Origin of the sequence: Halorubrum sp., from assembly GCF_046498025.1 — an archaeon.
GTDB lineage: Archaea > Halobacteriota > Halobacteria > Halobacteriales > Haloferacaceae > Halorubrum.
Window position 1 is genome coordinate 102,338 of sequence record NZ_JAWOBM010000017.1, and the last position, 16,624, is coordinate 118,961.

Here is a 16,624-nt window from a genome sequence, read left to right on the forward strand (position 1 = left end):
GTCCGGATTCGACTCACTCCCCGTCGCCGGCGGCGTACGTCTCCAGCGCGGCGAGCCGCCCGCCCGCCACGTCGAAGACGTCGACGAACGCGAACACCTCGTCGCCGTCGGCGTCCAGCAGCCGGCCGCGGACCGCGACGCCCGGGCCCTTCGGGTACACCGCGTCGACGAGGTGGGTCGTGTCCGTCATCGGTCGCTCGTCGCGCATGAACGCCACGAAGCGGTCGCGCCCCTCGAAGGTGCGGTCCGGACGGCGCTGGACGAAGTCCGGGTCGAGCAGCCCGCGGAGCCGCTCGTAGTCGCCGGCGTCGAGCGCGTCGTAGTAGGCGCGGGCGAGCGCCGCGCGGTCCGCGGTCGACGGAGCAGTCACGACGCCAGCGCCTCGAACTCCTCGGCGGAGGTGCGGGTCCCCTTCGCGATCACGGCGTCGCCGGCGCGGAGGACGGTGTCGATGTCGTGACCGATCAGCCACCCCTCCTCGGGGCGGCGGATCGCGATCACGCTGGTCGAGACGTCGGTCGTCGGGATCCCGTTTTCGACGTTCGTGCCCGCGAGGTCGCTCCCCTCCCGGATCACGGTCCGCGTGATGATCTCGTCCGACTCCTGGACCGCCATCTCCACGACGGGGTGGACGCCGAGGTTCCGCGTGACGCCCTCGGTGATCTTCACGGCGGCGTCCGAGATCTCCTCGGTGGCGACGCCGAGGTGGATCAGTCCGCGGAGCGAGACGGGGTCCTCCGCCTCCCGCGCCGCGCGGAGGGTCCACGCCTCGAACCGCGACTGGAGCGAGTCGACCTCGATCTCCAGGTTCCGGACCTCCTCGGCGAGCTCCTCGTTGTCGAACAGGATCGAGCCGTACGCCAGGTCGACCGCGAGCTCTGAGAGGTTCTTCATCAACACGATCGAGTCGACCGCGCGCTCCAGGTCGTCGATCGCGGGCTCGTCCGGCTCGTCGGGATCGAACGGCTCGCTGGCCAGCTCGGGGTACGCCTCGGCGACCCCCGTCTCCGGGCCGCGCAGGAGCGTCACGTCGCCGGCCTCGAGCCGGGTGTTCGGCCCCGGATTGAAGATCCAGTCGTCGTCGCGCCGGATCGCGATGACCCTGACTCCCGTCTTCGACTCCAGGTCGATGTCCTTCAGCGTGCGACCGGCGTAGCCGGACTCCGTCGCGACGGTCCCGCGGACGAGCGTCTCGACGCCCTCGGTCAGCGCCCCCCGCATCGCGTCGGGGAGGCCGATCTCCTCGGTGACGATCTTCGCGATGTCGCCCGCGGCGTCGGAGATCTTGTCGGCCGCACCGATCACGCCGAGCACCGGCGCCAGCGTCTCGGCCTCGTCGGGGCTCCGCGCCGCGAGCATGAGGCTCATCCGCGCGCGCATCTGCAGGACGTCCATCCGGTGCTCGAGCTCGACGACTTCGCGGGCGATCGTCGGGCTCCCGTGGAGCACCGCCGAGTACGACAGGTCGATCAGCAGCTCGGCGGTGTCTTTCATCTCCACGAGCAGGTCCTTCACGCTCGTCGGTTCGTACCGAACCGAGAGCGGCGACTCTCGCCGATCGAATCGTCCCATGCGAACGATCTCTCCGGCTCCGAGTAAAAGGCTTGTCACGGGGTAGTCGCGCCGGTTTTCGGCGCGGGCCGCTGCGGCGAGGGTGCCGTGTCAGGCAGCCTCCGCGCCGGTCCCGTGTCAGGCGGCGTCGCCGGCGACGTACGCGACCGAATTCCCGGGACCGCCGTCGTCCTCCCCGTCGACGCGTTCCGCGAGGTCGACGAGCGCGAGCCACGCCAGCAGTCGGGCCGCCCGGTCCCGCCACGTCGCCTCCCACTCCGGGTCGCGGGCGCGGTCGTGCCGCGGGACCGCCTCGCGGGTCGCCTCGAACAGCGCGTCGGGCGTGAGCGGGTCCGCCGGCGTCGCCGCCCGCAGGGCCGCGAGCGCCTCGGGCACGAGCAGGACGCCCTCGCGGAGCCCCTCGCGCACCAGCTCGGGGGTCGGCTCGGCGTCGGCTCTGACGAACCCGCGCGAGGTCTCCCGGACGAGCCCGAGCGCGCGGAGGAACGCGAGCCAGTCGTTCGCACTCCGTCGGTCGGGGAGGTCACACCGGTCGCGGAGGCGGGCGCAGCAGTCGTCGGTGCTCCCCGGGACGAGCGGTACCGCTCGCTGGAGCCCGCGGAGGTCGTCGAGGGCGGCCGGGGGGTCGGGGACGGGTTTGAGTCGCACGTGGTCCTCGTGAGGTCAGTGGGAGATTCGGACCGCGGTCAGCGGTAGTCGAACGACTCGGCGAGCAGCTCCTCGTCCGTCTCGCCGACGGTGTAGACGGGGCCGTCGACGACGTCGACGGTGACCTGCGCGGGCGCGAAGACGCGCTCGTCGACCTCGTAGAAGTCCCAGTCGACCGCCTCGAACACCTCGGCGAAGGGGGTGCCGTACTCCTCGCGGGCGGTCGAGACGATCTGGTCGAAGCGGTCGTCGTCGCGCGCGACCTGCAGGTGGACCTCGCCGCCGTAGGCCAGGGCGTCGTTCGTCCGTCCCATCGCGAGGTCCTCGTCGCGGGTCACGGGCGCCATCGGCGCGGCGCCCGACGCGTGGAGCACGTCGGTCGGCTCGTAGCCGAGCTCCAACAGGCGGAAGACGGCGAGCTCCGCGGCGCGGGCCGCGGTGGCGACCGAGCCCGCGGTCGAGCCGGTCGCGTACGCCGGGAGGAACACGCCTTCGGGGTCGACCTCGGCGAGGTCGGCGACGTGCTCGGCGACCTCCTCGGTCGGGAGCGCGGTCGACTCGACCGCGAGCGTGGCGAACTCCGAGGAGTCGTAGTAGCCGACGCGCTCGAACTCCGCCTCCTGCCCGACGAGCGCGCGGGCGGGGCCGGAGCCGAGGCCCTCGTAGCCGGACTCGAAGTCGAGCTCCCAGCCGGCCTTCTGCGAGCAGAGGAGCGCGACCGAGGGGTGGTCCGTCGACAGCTCGACGTACTGGCGCGGCGCGCCCGCCACCTTGCCCATGCGGGTGCGGAGGTTCGCGAGGCCGGCGGTCTGGATCTCGGCGAGCAGGAGTCCCGCCTCGACGCCGCCGGCGGCGTCGACTCCGAAGTCGACGACGGTGGCGCCGTTCTCCAGCTCGTAGCCGACGACGTCGAGCTCGCCGGCGAAGTCGAGCGCCTCGTCGACGAGCTCGATCGCGGTGCGATTGATGCTTTCCATACCGAGGCCTTCTCGCTCCCGCATTAAGGGGTTTGTCTGTTGGCGTCGCCCGTCGAGTGACGCCGCCGCCCGCTCCGGTCAGTCGCCGTCCCCGCTCGGGAGCGGTTCCACGCGGAAGACGTACTCGTCGTACGCGCTGTCGAGATTGGCCGGCCCCTCCGTGGCCGCGTGGTCCACACAGAGGAGCGCGGTCGCCTCCACGGCGCCCTTTCCGGTTTCTTCCTGGTACCGCTCGGTGACCGCGAACGCGGCGGGCTCCTCGCAGTCGCGTCGGTAACACGTCTGCGGACCCTCCTCCGGCGGCTCCGACTCGTCGCCCCGCTCGCGGGCCTCCGAGATGTCGCGCTCGATCCGTCGACGCTCATCCGCGCGCGCCTGGTTCTCGCGGCCCGACTTGGTGTCCGGCATGGCTGGTCTGTCGCGCGTCGCGGTGATAATAGTACGGTCGGTCGCGACGGGCGGGTCCCGGAGCGGTCGCGGTGAGGGCCTACCAGAACCCGCCGTCCGAGCCGTCGGCGTCCCCGACGCCGCTCGGTCCGTGCGGGCCTCGCGGTCCGCTCGGCCGCGGATCGGGGTCTATCTCGACCAGGTCGCTCTCGGCGCGCGGGTCGACCTCGCGCCCCTCCTCGTACCGGACGAACGAGAGGTAGAACGGCTCGCCGCAGCCGGGATGGTCGTCGGCGTCGTCCTCGACACCGTCAGCGCCGTTCGCGCCGTCAGCGTCGTGATCCTCGCCGCCGTCGTCGACCGCTCCGCCGACGTCCGTCCCGCGCACTCCGTCGTGGGGGTCCCAGACGACGCCGTCGCTCTCGCCGCAGACGAACCTGACGCCGTCGACGCCGTCTTCGTCCTCGAACGGCTCCGCGGGGGCGACGTACGTCCACCCTTCGAGGGGATACGGCGTTACCGCCTTGTCCGCGAGGTAGCCGTCGCGTTCGAGTTCGACGAGCGTCCCGCAGTGCGGACAGTAGTAGGTGACCGGGTAGCTCATACCGGAGATACGGGCGCTGCTTTTATACGCCCGTCGACGGCGGCGCTCGCGATCGGATCAACATATTCACTACAACCCGTCACAAAGCGTGGCGTATGAGTTCGGACGACGTCACCCGGCGCGCGTTCATGCGGACCGCGGGCGGCGCGACCGCTGCCGCCGGGGCGGCCACGGCGACGGCGGGGACCGCGGCGGCACAGGAGGAAGAGCCGGCCTGGCCGAGCGAGGCCAGCGGCGGAAACATCGGCTCCTACGCGGACGCCCGCGGCGAGAGCGAGGTGACCGTCGAGGTGGGCGCGGGCGACGACGGGCTCGCGTTCGACCCGACGCTGCTGTGGGTGGACACGGGCACGACGGTCACGTGGGAGTGGACGGGCAACGGCGGCGGCCACAACGTGGTGACGGTCGACGGCCCGGCCGAGCTGGACAGCGGCGACCCGGTGGACGAGGAGGGCGAGACCTACGAGGTCGAGCTGGGCGACGACGCTGTCGGCATCACCCACTACCACTGCGTCCCCCACGACGCGGTCGGGATGCACGGCGGCATCGCCGTCGGCGAGGACATCGAGACCGAGTCGAGCGGCGGCGGCGGCGGCGGATCGAACGCCGTCTTCGTCCCGCAGGGCGCCCGCGCGCTCGGCGTCGCGACGTTCATCGCGATGGTGAGCACGCTCGGACTGGCGTTCGTCTTCATGAAGTACGGCGGCACGATCACCCGGGAGGAGTAGGCGGAAACCGTCCCGTCGGCGTGGCGGTCGCCGACGGGTCCTCGCGGTTCTCGGAGCCGTCCGGTGCCTCTTCTCGGAGCCGTCCGGTGCCTCTTCTCGGAGCCGTCCCGTTTCAACTCACTCGCCGATTAGCTCCCGGTACGCGCTGACGTACCGGTCTACCACCGGGCCGCGGTCGTACTCCGCGAAGTCTGGGCCGACGGTCCGTCTGGGCAGGTCGCCGACGGCGACGAACTCGTCCGCGAGCTCGGCCGGACTCGTGACGAGGCGGCCGCGTTCGCGCCCCTCGACGAGCTCGTGAGCGCTCGAGTCCGCTTGGTACTCGACGAGGGCGACGCAACCGCACGCGAGCGCCCACAGCAGCTCCGTCGCGAACGCCTCCCACGTCGCCGTCGCGGCGACGACGTGGGTCCCTTTGAAAATCTCGACGCGCTCCCGGCGCGGGAGGTCGCCGAGGAACGACACCCGGTCGTCGATCCGGAGGTCGCTCGCGATCGCCTCGATCCGGTCGCGCTCGGGGCCGTCGCCGACGACGGCGGCGGTCCAGTCGCGCCCGCGGAGCTCCGCGAGCCCGAGCAGGAACGCCTCGACGTTGGCGTGGCGGTCCAGCCGCCGCGCGTACACCGCGTCGAACCGGTCGTCGACGCCCGACGACTCGACGAGGTCGAAGTCGACGCTCTCGGGAACGACCCGCACGTCGTCGCCGTCGGCGCCGTGTTCGCGGACCCGCGTCTTGGTCGTCCGCGAGGGGGTCGTGACCGCGTCGGCGCCCCGGGCGAGGAGGCGATAGCGCCGGGCGGCGTCCGCGGGGTGGTCGCGCCACCAGTCGACGACGACCGGCGTCCGCGCGAGCGTCCCCGCGACCGTCGCGCCCAGTCCCGGCGTCGGAGGGCTGTTGACCGCGTGGACGACGTCGGGACCCACCCGGCGGAGCGCGAGCGGGAGCTTGGCGGCGAACGCCGTCGGCGACGGGTCGGCCGTCACCGACCGGTACTCGATTCCCTCGTCCTCGAACACGTCGTGGTCGCCGCCCCACCAGCGCGCGCAGAGCCACACGACCTCGTGGCCGCGGTCGGCCAGTCCGCGGGCGACCCGTCGCGTTCGGGTCCGGGCCGGCGCGTCGCCGTGGCCCGGAGCGAGAAGCGAGACGAACGCGACGCGCATACGCCGACCGGAGGACGGGACCGGATAAAAAGACCCGGCATCGCGGAGGAGCGGGTCGGAACGGCGCGGCGCTCGTCGGGCGGGACGACCCGGTCGTGTCACTTCTCTCACCCGAAACGGTTTCCCACCGCGGCCGGAATCGGACTCCATGCACCGATACGACATCGAACGGTACCTGAACGTACGGAGCGCCGGCGGAGCTGACCTCGGTCCCAGCGGGCGGCTCTCCTTCCTCTTGGACACGACCGGCACCGGGCAGGTGTGGTCGCTCGACGAGCCGCTCGGGTGGCCCGAACAGCACACGTTCTTCGAGGAGTCGGTCTCCTTCGTCGACTCCTCGCCCGAGCGCGCGGAGGCCGTCTTCGGCATGGACGAGGGCGGCAACGAGCGCGCCCAGCTGTATCGGCTCAACTACGAGTCCGGGGAGATAGTCGATCTCACCAACCGCCCCGAGGCCAAGCACCGGTGGGGCGGCTGGGACGGCGAGGGCGACCGCTTCGCGTTCGCCTCCAACCGCCGCGACCAGTCGGTGTTCGACGTGTACGTACAGGAGCGGGACGCGACGAGCGACGAGGCCGAGCTGGTGTACGAGGGCGACGGGTGGCTCTCCGTCGCGGGCTGGTCGCCGAGCGACGACCGCCTGATCGTCCACGAGGCGTACTCCTCGTTCGACCACGACGTGTACACGCTCGACGTCGCGTCCGGAACCGTCACCCACCACACGCCACACGAGGGGGACGTCCGGTACGCCAGTCCGGAGTGGGGACCGGACGGCGAATCGCTGTACCTCGTCACGGACCGCGACAGCGACACGCTCCGGTTGGAGCGGCTGCACCTCGAGACGGGCGACTTCTCGCTGGTCGCCTCCGGGGCGGGGCGGCGTGCGACGGACGATGACGACGAGGACGACTCCCCCGTGAAGCCCGGCGGCGACGACGGCTGGAACGTCGACGGCGTCGCGGTCCACGAGGAGTCCCGCCGCGTCGTCTACTCTCGGAACGTCGACGGGTACACCGAGATCACGGTCGGCGAGCTCGTCGAGCCCGACCGGATCGACCCCTTCCCGGCTCCCGACCTCCCCGAGGGCGTCGCCGGCGGGGTGAGCTTCGGGCCGGAGGGCGACCGCTTCGCGATCACCGCGGCCGGGAGCGCTCACAACCCGAACGTGTACGTCGTCGACGCGAAGACCGGCGAGACGGAGCGCTGGACCGCCGCCTCGACCGCCGGGATCCCGCCGAACACGTTCGTGGATCCCGAGCTCGTCCACTACCCGACGTTCGACGGCCGGGAGATCCCCGCGTTCTTCTCCGTCCCGGAGACGGACCCGCCCGAGGGCGGCTACCCCGTCGTCGTGGACATCCACGGCGGCCCGGAGTCCCAGCGCCGCCCCTCGTTCGCCTCGGTCAAGCAGTACCTGCTGAACAACGGGTACGCCGTGTTCGAGCCCAACGTCCGCGGGTCCTCCGGGTACGGCAAAGCGTACTCCGCGCTCGACGACGTGGAGAACCGGATGGACTCGGTCGCGGACGTCCGGACCGGCGTCGAGTGGCTCCACGACCACCCGGAGGTCGACCCCGACCGCGTCGTCGCGATGGGCGGCTCCTACGGCGGGTTCATGGTGCTCGCCGCGCTGACCGAGTTCCCCGAGCTGTGGGCCGCCGGCGTCGACATCGTCGGCATCGCGAACTTCGTCAGCTTCCTCGAGAACACCGGCGACTGGCGCCGCGAGCTCCGGGAGGCCGAGTACGGCTCGCTGGAGGAGGACCGGGAGTTCCTCCAATCCATCTCGCCGATCAACAACATCGAGGCGATCGAGTCGCCGCTTTTCGTCCTCCACGGCGCGAACGACCCGCGGGTGCCCGTGGGCGAGGCCGAACAGATCGTCGAGGAAGCGCGCGAGCAGGGCGTCGCCGTGCGGAAGCTGATCTTCGACGACGAGGGGCACGGCTTCGCGAAGCTGGAGAACCGCATCGAGGCGTACCGGGCGATCGTGGACTTCCTCGCCGAGTACGTCTGAGAAGGGGAGTCCGACGAGAGCCGGAGAGCGAAGCGGCGCGAGACCGGCGACCTCGCCCCGTCGCCGCGCGCCGGGACGGCCCCCCGACGACGACGGGAGCGGGCCGCAGTAGCCTTATCACGCAAGACTGTGACTAACTATTATGAGCATCGATGCGATCGCCGAGTCCACGGCGAATTCGATGAGCGAGGGCCAGATGCGGGAGCTCCTCGAAGCGGAGGGGGTCGGAACGCTCGGCCTCCCGACCGGCGACCTCCCGTACCTCATTCCGATCTCGTTCGGTTTCGACGGGGACGCGACGCTGTATTTCGTCTTCCTGTTGTTCGGGACCGAGAGCCGGAAGGAGACCCTCGTGACAGAGGCGGGACGGGGTCGGTTCCTCGTCTACCGCGCCGGATCGATGTACGACTGGCAGAGCGTCTCGCTGACCGGCCGGATCGCCGCCGTCGAGGAGGGGGAGTGGGACGAGCTCCGGAGCGCGATGGAGAACGCGTGGCACCCGAACGTCTTCTCGTCCGCGCATCCGATGCGCGGCGTCCGCGGATACCGATTCGAGGTCGAAGAGTGGACCGGGCTCCAACAGCGGGACGCCGGCGGGAACTGACGGGAGCGACGCGGACCGGTATCGGTTTCCGACGGGACGGCGCCGCACGCGGTCCGGCTACCAGTTCGGGCCGAAGTCCGGGTTCAGCTGGCGGTCGGTCCGACCGATGTCGTCGATCGTCTCCACGTCCTGATCGTCCAGCTCGAGCCCGAGGCTCGCCCAGTTGTCGGCGATGTGGTCCTCGCTCGTCGCCTTCGGGATGGCGGTGACGCCCTTCTCGCGGAGCCACGCGAGGCTCACCTGCGCGGCGCTGACGTCGTGCTCCTCGGCAATCTCGCCGACGGTCGGGTCGTCGAGGATCTTCCCGCGGGCGAGCGGCGAGTAGGCGACGAGCTCGACGCCGTTGGCCGCGGCGTACTCGCGCAGCTCCTCCTGCCGGAGGAGCGGGTGCATCTCGACCTGGTTCGCGAACGGCGCCTCGCCGAGCGCGTCGGTCGCGGCGTTGAGGTGCTCCGGTTCGAAGTTCGAGACGCCGATCCGGTCGACGAGCCCGTCGTCGCGGAGCTCCGCGAACGCGGGCAGCGTCTCCGCGGGGTCGTACGCGCCCGCCGGCCAGTGAACGTACAGCAGGTCGACGTACTCCGTGCCGAGCTTCTCGAGGCTCTCGCGGGTTGACGCGATCACGTCCTCGGGCGCGAGCCGGTCGATCCACACCTTCGTCGCGAGGAACACGTCGTCGCGGTCGACGTCGGCCGCGGCGATCCCGTCGCCGACCGCGGCCTCGTTGCCGTAGATCTGCGCGGTGTCGACGTGGCGGTACCCGGTCTCCAGCGCGGTCGCCACCGACTGGGTACACTGCGCGGGGTCGTCGTTCTCCCACGTGCCGAGCCCGAGCACGGGCATCCCGTCGCGGGTCGGAACGTCGAAGGACTGCTGTCGCTGTGACATGATCGGGACTACTCCGGTGAGCGGAAAGTCGCTTGCGGTTCCGACCGGTCCGCGCGTCCCGTTCTCGGTTCGCGGGGACCGTCGGGCGATATTTCACAGCTGAATCACAAGTCTCGCCTGAGGAATGGTGAGCTACTACGACTGGCTGCTCGCGGCGATCGCCGCCGCGACGGTCGTCGGTGCAGCGACGAGCGTCCATCCCGCCGTCGCGATTCATCAGGGGCTCGCCGGCGGGAGCCTCGTGTCCACGCTCATCCTCTACGAGATCCTCTTTCGAAATCCGCCGACCGAACCGACCCGGTCGCCGACCGCCGCGTCGGTCGCCGTCGGGGTCGGATGGCTCCTCACCGTCGTGCTGATGTACTGAGCGCCTCCAGCCCGCTCGTCGGCCGTCACTCCAGCAGCGCCCGCGAGGAGTTCGTCACGACGAGCAGGCTGGAGGCGCCCATCGCGAGCGCGGCGAACAGCGGGTTCAGGAGGCCGGTGACCGCGAGCGGGATGGCGACCGCGTTGTACAGGAACGCCCAGCCGATGTTCCCCTTCACGCGCCGGCCGGCCGCCCGCGAGAGCTCGAAGACGGTCGCGACCGAGCCGAGGTCGTCGTCGACGATCGCCACGTCGGCGGCGTCGGCCGCCATCGCCGTCCCGCCGCCGAGCGCGACGCCGAGATCTGCGGCGGCGAGCGCCGGGGCGTCGTTGGTCCCGTCGCCGACCATCACCGTGAGCCCGCTCGCCTTCAGCCGCTCTATCGTCTCGGCTTTCCCCTCGGGCGGGACGCCGGCGAACACCGAGGAGACCGCGTCGTGATCGCGGAACACGGTCGCCGCGCGCTCGTCGTCGCCCGTCAGCACGACCACGTCGACGCCCGCGTCGTCCAGCGCGGTCACCGTCTCTTCCCACCCCTCGCGCAGCTCGTCGCCGACCACGACGACGCCCTCGGCGGCGCCGTCGCGGCCCACGGCGACCGGGACCCGCCCCACGTCGCGCGCCTCGGTGACCGCCTCGCGGATCCCGTCCGGCACCGTCCAGCCGCGCTCGTCGAACAGGGCGGGGTGCCCCACGACGACCTCGACGCCGGAGACGACGCCGGAGACGCCGCGGGCGTGGCTCTCGAAGCGCTCGACGGCGAGCGTCTCGCGGGCGCCGTCTCCGGCGGCCGCGTCGGGCCCGTCGGCGGGCGACGCCGATTCGGCCGTCCCGCCGTCGGCGACCGCGGCCGGCGCGGGAGACGCGCCGGTATCCCCCGGGCCCCCGTCCGCGCTCGCACGCGCCGCGGCGATCGCCTGCCCGACCGGGTGCGCCGAGCGCTCCTCCAGCGCGGCGGCGAGCCGGAGCAGGTCGTCGTCGACGTCGGCGCGGATCACTTCCATCTCGCCGGTGGTGAGCGTCCCCGTCTTGTCGAAGACGACCGTCTCCGCGTCGCGGACCCGCTCGAAGACGGTGTCGTCGAAGATCACGATGGACCGTTCGAGCGCGTCGCGGATCCCCGCGGCGACCGCGAGCGGGGTCGCGAGCCCGAGCGCGCACGGACACGAGACGATCAGCACGGTGAGCCCGACGAGCATCGCTTCGGTGACCCCGTTGCCGAGCGCCAGATTCGCGGCGGCGGCGACGACCGCCACCCCGAGGACGACCGGGACGAAGACGGTCGCCAGCCGGTCGGCGAGCTTCTGGACGCCGTGGTTCCCGCTCTGGAGGTCCCAGACGAGCTCGGCGACGCGGTCGAGGCTGGAGCTCGCGTCCGGCCCGACCGCGACCGTCAGCGAGCCGTCCGCGACGACGGAGCCGCCGACGACGTCGTCGCCGGGAGTCTTCCGGACCGGCATCGACTCGCCGGTGACGACCGACTCGTCGACCGCGGCGTCGCCCGCGACCGCCTCGCCGTCGACCGGGACGCGCTCCCCGGCTCGCACGAGGAGCCGGTCGCCGGGTTCGAGCGCGTCGATGGCGACCTCCTCCGTCTCGCCGGCACCGACGGCCGCGTCGCTAGCACCGGCGGCCGCGTCCGGGCCCGTCTCGCCCTCGGCGGCGACCGCCGCACCGCCGTCGACGATCCGCCGGGCGCTGTCGACCTGCACCGCGGTGAGATCGGAGAGGAGCTCGGTCGCGCGCTTCTTTATCGAGTCCTCGTAGCTGTTGCCGACGGTGACGATCACGATGATCGCGACCGTCACGTCGTAGTAGATCGACGGCGACTCGACGAAGATCACCGCGAGGGTGCTGTACACGTAGGCGCTCACCGCCGCGATGGCGACGAGGAGGTCCATGTTCGGCGACCGCGTCTTCGCGCTGACGTACGCCCCCCGCAGTATCGGCTTGCCGGTGAAAAGCAGGACGACGGTCGTCAGGACCGCGATCACGATGAAGAAGTACGTCCCCGACGACGACGACATCGCCTGGTTGAGGTACTCCAGGGTTCGCTCGTCGTAGAACGGGAACGCGAAGTACGTCGGGTAGATGATGACGATGTACTGGAGCATGACCGCCATCCCGACGAGCACGCCGGCCGCGAGCCGCGCCGTCGCCATGTTGTCCGCCTGCCGGCGCGCGAAGGCGTCGTCGCGGGGGTACGCGCTGTAGCCGAGCCCGCTGACCGCCTCGGAGAGGTCGTCGACGGAGACATCGTCCGGGTCGTGGTCGATCCGAACGGTGTCCGTGACGTAGCTAGCGCTGGCGGCGCTGACGCCCGCCGTCCGGGTGGCGACCGTCTCGATGAACGCCTCGCAGGTCGCGCAGTGCATCCCGTCCACTTCGAGGAACGCCGCCTCGTGGTGGGCGGGGACCTCGTCTCGGGGGTCGCCTCCCCCGTCTTCGCCCTCCCCGCCCGCCTGCCGCCGCTCGCGCACCGCGTCGGCGTCGACGTCGACGTCGCCGAGGGCCGCGTACACGTCCCGACAGCCGGGACAGCAGAACTCGTTGCCCTCGTCGTCGACCACGTCGACGCCGTCGGTCGGGAGCTCACACAGGGTGCAGTCGGGCGCGCTCATCGTCACATCCCCCCCATCGTCCCGGCGTCGAGGGGGTTCCAGAACGGGAGCCGCGGATGCGGCACGTGGATTCCGACCGACATCAGGCCGTGCGCGAACAGGACGTAGCCGAGGGCGACGAACGCGACGCCGAGCAGCCGGTGGACCCGGCGCCGGTGGACGGCGTCGACCCCCTCGATCACGGTGCCGTAGAGGAACACCGCGGGCATCGTGCCGACGCCGAGCGCCGCGAGCGCGACCCCGCCGCTGACCGCCGAACCGCTGGCGAACGCGTAGAGGTACGCCGGGTAGAGGATCGGACAGGGGAGGAGCCCGTGGACCGCGCCGAGCCCGACGATGCCGGGGCCGTTCGCGAGCCGGTCGACGTGGCCGGTGAGCCAGCCGGTGACCCGTTCGAGCCCCGGGAGGTGGATCCCGCCGGTCGCGCCGCCGAGCGCGTACCGGACCCCGACGAGGATCACGGCCGCGCCCACGCCGAGGCCGACGACGCCGCGGACGACCTCCGCCGCGCCCGTCAGCGTCGCCGTGGTGACGAGGACGACCCCGCCGAGCGCGCCGAGCGCCGCGCCGATGAGCGTGTAGCTCGTCGCGCGTCCGAGGTTGAACAGCGCGTGTTGGCGGACCTCGTAGGTGGTCAGGTGGCCCCCGCGGGAGGCGTCGGTCGAACCCGCGGTCGCGCCGCCGCCGTCGGTCCGACCGCCGCCGTCGCGCATCCGACCGGCGTACACCGTGACCAGCGGCCCGCACATGCCGATGCAGTGGGCGCCGGCGAGCAGCCCGATGGCCAGGAACAGGAGCACGTCGGTCCCCAGCAGCGTCGAGACGTTCATGTGTGTCAGTTACCGCGGGTTGGTGTCGCGGGCGGTAATGGGTTTCGTCGGGCGCGACGCCGACGGTCCGGGGCGATGCGGGCGCACGTCACTCCTCCACGAGGACGGTCGCGTACATCCCGCCGGTCTCGTGGGGGATACAGACGTAGTCGTAGCGCCCGGCGACCTCGAAGGTGTGCGAGAACCGGTCGCCGGTCTCCAGCGCGCCGCCGAAGTCGGATGACCACGCCTCGCGGGCGGCCACCTCGTTGCCGTAGCCGCCCGAGGCGAAGTACTCGGCCGTGTCGGGGATGCCCCCCTCGTAGGCGGTCACCGTGTGCGTTCGCGAGCTCGTGTTCTCCCAGACGACGGTGTCGCCGACGGCCACGGTCAGCTCCGCGGGTCGATATCCGGACGCGACCATCCCGACGTCGTACCCGGGGTCGCCGCCGACGCCGGCGCACCCGGCGAGGGCGGCCGTCGCCCCGGTGCCGAGCCCGGCTACGCCGACCCGCCGGAGGAACCGTCTGCGATGCATACCTGCTCTCGGGGTTTCAGTCGTTTCAATATCGCGGTTCACCCCACCGCGCGGGAATCGCCCGCCGCCCGCGGGCGATACACGAACGAGCGCGCGAGCGCCTCGCGGTCACGTCGCGCGACCCCTCGCGGCGCCCCGGGGCGTGCGTCACGGGTCCACGAACTCGCCGAAAACCTGCCGCTGGGCGGCCGCGAGGTGTTCGGAGAACGTCGAGCGCGTGATCCCGACGGCGGCCGCGACCGCCTCCGCGTCGGTCTCGCGGGGGTACTCGAAGTACCCGAGCCGCTGGGCGGTCCGGACGACCTCGCGCTGTCGATCGGTGAGCCGGCCCCGGTCGATGACGACCGGGTCGCACTCGCCGGACCCGCCGGAGCGAGTGAGGCGGTCGAGCGTGACGGACGCGCCGGTCGCCTCGACGGCCGCGACGATCTCGTCGATCGGGTCGACGGAGGGCAACGAGAGGGTGAGCAGTATCCGGTCGGGGTTCGTCCGCACCCTGACGTCCGAGACCGGATGGCCGAGCGACTCGATCGACCGGCAGGGGTACTGCGCCGTCGCCGGGCTCCGGACCCGGTAGACGTACTCGCCGTCGGCCGCGAACACGGGCTCGGTACCGATCCGCCTCTCGGTGCGGAACTCCGAGACGACGGCGTCGTCGACGCGAACGCGCTCCACGTCGGTGGCGACCGACCCGTCGGGGAGCGCCTCGGCGACCGGCGCGTGCGGCGGGTCGTGGACGGCGAGTCGCGCGCGGACGCCACGCGATCCACCGGTGGTCGCTCCGTTGCGGCCCTCGGCGGGCGCCCCGTCGCGGTCGGCGGCGTCGTCGGTGGACGGATCGGCGGCGTCGTCGGTGGACGGATCGGCGGAGCCGTCGGTGGACGGATCGGCGGCGTCGTCGGTGGACGGATCGGCGGAGCCGTCGGTGGACGGATCAGCGACCCCGTCGGCGGGCAACGAGCGACGTGACCTCCGCGACATGATCAAATCATGTCCACGGACCGGTAAAAGAACGCTCCCGAACGAGTACGTCTGCGGGTGACGCGCGGCGCTCCTATTTATAAAACCCCGTCGTGGGAGGGACACGACTCTCCCGGTGGGAGCCCCTTCTCTCGACGATGACTGCGAGTGGGCTCGACGAGGTCTCGATCGGCATCGTGGGCGGGGGGGTCGGCGGGCTCTCGGCGGCCGCGCACCTCGCCGACGCCGGGGCGGAAGTGACGCTGTACGAGCGTCAGGAGCGCGTCGGCGGCGTCGCCGGCCGACTCGAACGGCGCGGGTTCCGATTCGACACCGGTCCCTCGTGGTACCTCATGCCGGACGTGTTCGAGCGCTTCTTCGAGCGGTTCGGACACGCGCCGGACGACTTCTACGAGCTGGAGCGGCTCGACCCTCACTACCGCGTGTTCTGGGACGACGGTGACCAGGTCGACGTCCCCGCGGACCCCGACGCGGCGGCGGACCTGTTCGAGTCCTACGAGACGGGGGCGGGCGACGCGCTCCGCCGGTACCTCGACGACGCCGAGACGGCCTACGAGGTCGGGATGGGGGGCTTCGTGCGGCCGGGTCGCTCGCGACTCCGCGACTACCTGTCGACGGACGTCCTCGCCGGCGGCCGCAAGCTCAACCTGCTCGACACGCTCGACGAGCACGTCTCGTCGTACGTCGAGCACCCGAAGCTCCGCCAGCTGCTCCAGTACACGCTCGTGTTCCTCGGCGGGTCGCCGTACAACACGCCGGCGCTGTACCAGCTGATGAGCCACGTCGACTTCGGACTCGGCGTGTACTACCCGCTCGGCGGCATGTACGAGGTGATCGAGGCGATCGAGTCGGTGGCGACGGAGCGGGGGGCGGACGTCCACACCGGCGTCTCCGTCACGGGTATCGATCCGGGGTCCGACGAGGTCGCCGTCGAGCTGGGCGGCGACCGCTACGTTCACGACCGGGTCGTGTGCAACGCGCCGCCCGAGCACGTCGAGCGCGAGCTCCTCCCCGACGGGGCGGTGCGGCGAGTCGGCGACTACTGGGGCCGCCGGACGTACGGACCGAGCGCGTACCTGCTGTACCTCGGGGTCGAGGGCTCGCTCGACTCCCTCGCGCACCACACGCTCGCGCTGCCGACCGACTGGCGGCCCCACTTCGACGCCGTCTTCGAGTCGCCCGCGTGGCCCGAGGACCCCACGGTGTACGTGAACGTGCCCTCCCGCACCGACCCGGCGGTCGCGCCCGACGGCCACGAGGCCGTCGTGACGCTCGTGCCGCTCGCGCCGGGCCTTGACGACGGACCCGACCGACGGGCCGCGTTCCGGGAGCGCGTCCTCGACGCGGTGTCGTCGTACACGGGGACCGACCTCCGCGACCGGATCGTCGTCGAGGAGTCGGCGTGCGTCTCCGAGTTCGCGGAGCGGTTCGACCGCCCGGGCGGGAGCGCGCTCGGCCTCGCGCACACGGTGACGCAGACCGGACCGCTCCGGCCCGGCCCGCGGGTCCGAGGGGTGGACCGGCTCTACTACGTCGGCGGGAGCAGCAACCCCGGCATCGGCGTGCCGATGTGCCTGCTGAGCGGCGAACACTGCGCCGACGCCGTCGCGACCGACGTCGCCGGCGGCTTCCTCGACGGGTTTCCGCTCGTCGGGCGGTGAGGTCCCAGCGATAAACGGAACGGACGGTCTCGTCCGACGGACCCCTCGGAGCGGCTCGA

The 16,624-nt window shown here is 71.9% G+C and carries 17 protein-coding genes; 5 read left to right on the forward strand and 12 right to left on the reverse strand.

Annotated features, from left to right (window positions below; genetic code table 11):
• Positions 1-13: 13 nt before the first annotated feature.
• The 6 genes from R6U01_RS03995 to R6U01_RS04020 form a co-directional block, all read right to left on the reverse strand.
• Positions 14-370, reverse strand: coding sequence for a nuclear transport factor 2 family protein (locus R6U01_RS03995; RefSeq protein WP_410285170.1), 357 nt, complete (start codon positions 368-370; stop codon positions 14-16).
• A complete protein-coding gene (locus R6U01_RS04000; RefSeq protein WP_410285171.1) occupies positions 367-1,572 on the reverse strand; it encodes a potassium channel family protein in 1,206 nt (401 codons plus the stop codon). Before R6U01_RS04000 ends, R6U01_RS03995 begins: the two co-directional genes overlap by 4 nt.
• A 117-nt stretch (positions 1,573-1,689) precedes the next feature.
• Positions 1,690-2,220 (reverse strand): hypothetical protein, encoded by a 531-nt coding sequence (locus R6U01_RS04005; protein ID WP_410285172.1) that lies wholly within the window; start codon positions 2,218-2,220, stop codon positions 1,690-1,692.
• A gap of 38 nt (positions 2,221-2,258) precedes the next feature.
• On the reverse strand, positions 2,259-3,197 hold the full coding sequence (gene mch, locus R6U01_RS04010; protein WP_410285173.1) for a methenyltetrahydromethanopterin cyclohydrolase: 939 nt from the start codon (positions 3,195-3,197) through the stop codon (positions 2,259-2,261).
• Positions 3,198-3,275: 78 nt separating this feature from the next.
• Positions 3,276-3,605, reverse strand: coding sequence for a hypothetical protein (locus tag R6U01_RS04015; RefSeq protein WP_410285174.1), 330 nt, complete (start codon positions 3,603-3,605; stop codon positions 3,276-3,278).
• Between the two features lie 79 nt (positions 3,606-3,684).
• Positions 3,685-4,188 (reverse strand): hypothetical protein, encoded by a 504-nt coding sequence (locus R6U01_RS04020; RefSeq protein WP_410285175.1) that lies wholly within the window; start codon positions 4,186-4,188, stop codon positions 3,685-3,687.
• 95 nt (positions 4,189-4,283) lie between these two features.
• Here R6U01_RS04020 and R6U01_RS04025 point away from each other — a divergent pair, with 95 nt between their 5' ends.
• Positions 4,284-4,916, forward strand: coding sequence for a halocyanin domain-containing protein (locus tag R6U01_RS04025; RefSeq protein WP_410285176.1), 633 nt, complete (start codon positions 4,284-4,286; stop codon positions 4,914-4,916).
• A gap of 117 nt (positions 4,917-5,033) precedes the next feature.
• Here the strand turns inward: R6U01_RS04025 and R6U01_RS04030 are convergent, their stop codons facing one another.
• Positions 5,034-6,080 carry a glycosyltransferase gene (locus tag R6U01_RS04030; RefSeq protein WP_410285177.1) on the reverse strand — a complete coding sequence of 349 codons (1,047 nt, stop codon included), beginning with the start codon at positions 6,078-6,080 and terminating at the stop codon, positions 5,034-5,036.
• Positions 6,081-6,228: 148 nt separating this feature from the next.
• On the opposite strand from R6U01_RS04030, the gene R6U01_RS04035 reads away from it, so the two are divergent.
• Positions 6,229-8,097, forward strand: a complete 1,869-nt coding sequence (locus R6U01_RS04035; RefSeq protein ID WP_410285178.1) for a S9 family peptidase — start codon at positions 6,229-6,231, stop codon at positions 8,095-8,097.
• A gap of 142 nt (positions 8,098-8,239) precedes the next feature.
• The gene (locus R6U01_RS04040; protein ID WP_410285179.1) at positions 8,240-8,701 is read left to right on the forward strand and encodes a pyridoxamine 5'-phosphate oxidase family protein; all 462 of its coding nucleotides are present in this window, start codon (positions 8,240-8,242) and stop codon (positions 8,699-8,701) included.
• Between the two features lie 57 nt (positions 8,702-8,758).
• On the opposite strand, the gene R6U01_RS04045 is transcribed toward R6U01_RS04040, so the two are convergent.
• Entirely contained in the window at positions 8,759-9,544 is a 786-nt protein-coding gene (locus tag R6U01_RS04045) for an aldo/keto reductase (protein WP_410285279.1), read from the reverse strand.
• Between the two features lie 169 nt (positions 9,545-9,713).
• Here R6U01_RS04045 and R6U01_RS04050 point away from each other — a divergent pair, with 169 nt between their 5' ends.
• Positions 9,714-9,956 carry a hypothetical protein gene (locus R6U01_RS04050; RefSeq protein ID WP_410285180.1) on the forward strand — a complete coding sequence of 81 codons (243 nt, stop codon included), beginning with the start codon at positions 9,714-9,716 and terminating at the stop codon, positions 9,954-9,956.
• Positions 9,957-9,981: 25 nt separating this feature from the next.
• On the opposite strand, the gene R6U01_RS04055 is transcribed toward R6U01_RS04050, so the two are convergent.
• From R6U01_RS04055 to R6U01_RS04070, 4 genes are all read right to left on the reverse strand, one after another.
• Positions 9,982-12,576, reverse strand: a complete 2,595-nt coding sequence (locus R6U01_RS04055; protein ID WP_410285181.1) for a heavy metal translocating P-type ATPase — start codon at positions 12,574-12,576, stop codon at positions 9,982-9,984.
• Between the two features lie 2 nt (positions 12,577-12,578).
• Complete coding sequence (locus tag R6U01_RS04060) at positions 12,579-13,406, reverse strand: sulfite exporter TauE/SafE family protein (RefSeq protein ID WP_410285182.1); 828 nt, start codon at positions 13,404-13,406, stop codon at positions 12,579-12,581.
• A gap of 88 nt (positions 13,407-13,494) precedes the next feature.
• A complete protein-coding gene (locus R6U01_RS04065; RefSeq protein WP_410285183.1) occupies positions 13,495-13,923 on the reverse strand; it encodes a plastocyanin/azurin family copper-binding protein in 429 nt (142 codons plus the stop codon).
• Positions 13,924-14,070: 147 nt separating this feature from the next.
• Positions 14,071-14,904 carry a helix-turn-helix domain-containing protein gene (locus tag R6U01_RS04070; protein WP_410285184.1) on the reverse strand — a complete coding sequence of 278 codons (834 nt, stop codon included), beginning with the start codon at positions 14,902-14,904 and terminating at the stop codon, positions 14,071-14,073.
• A gap of 137 nt (positions 14,905-15,041) precedes the next feature.
• On the opposite strand from R6U01_RS04070, the gene R6U01_RS04075 reads away from it, so the two are divergent.
• The gene (locus tag R6U01_RS04075) at positions 15,042-16,565 is read left to right on the forward strand and encodes a phytoene desaturase family protein (protein ID WP_410285185.1); all 1,524 of its coding nucleotides are present in this window, start codon (positions 15,042-15,044) and stop codon (positions 16,563-16,565) included.
• Positions 16,566-16,624: the final 59 nt, after the last annotated feature.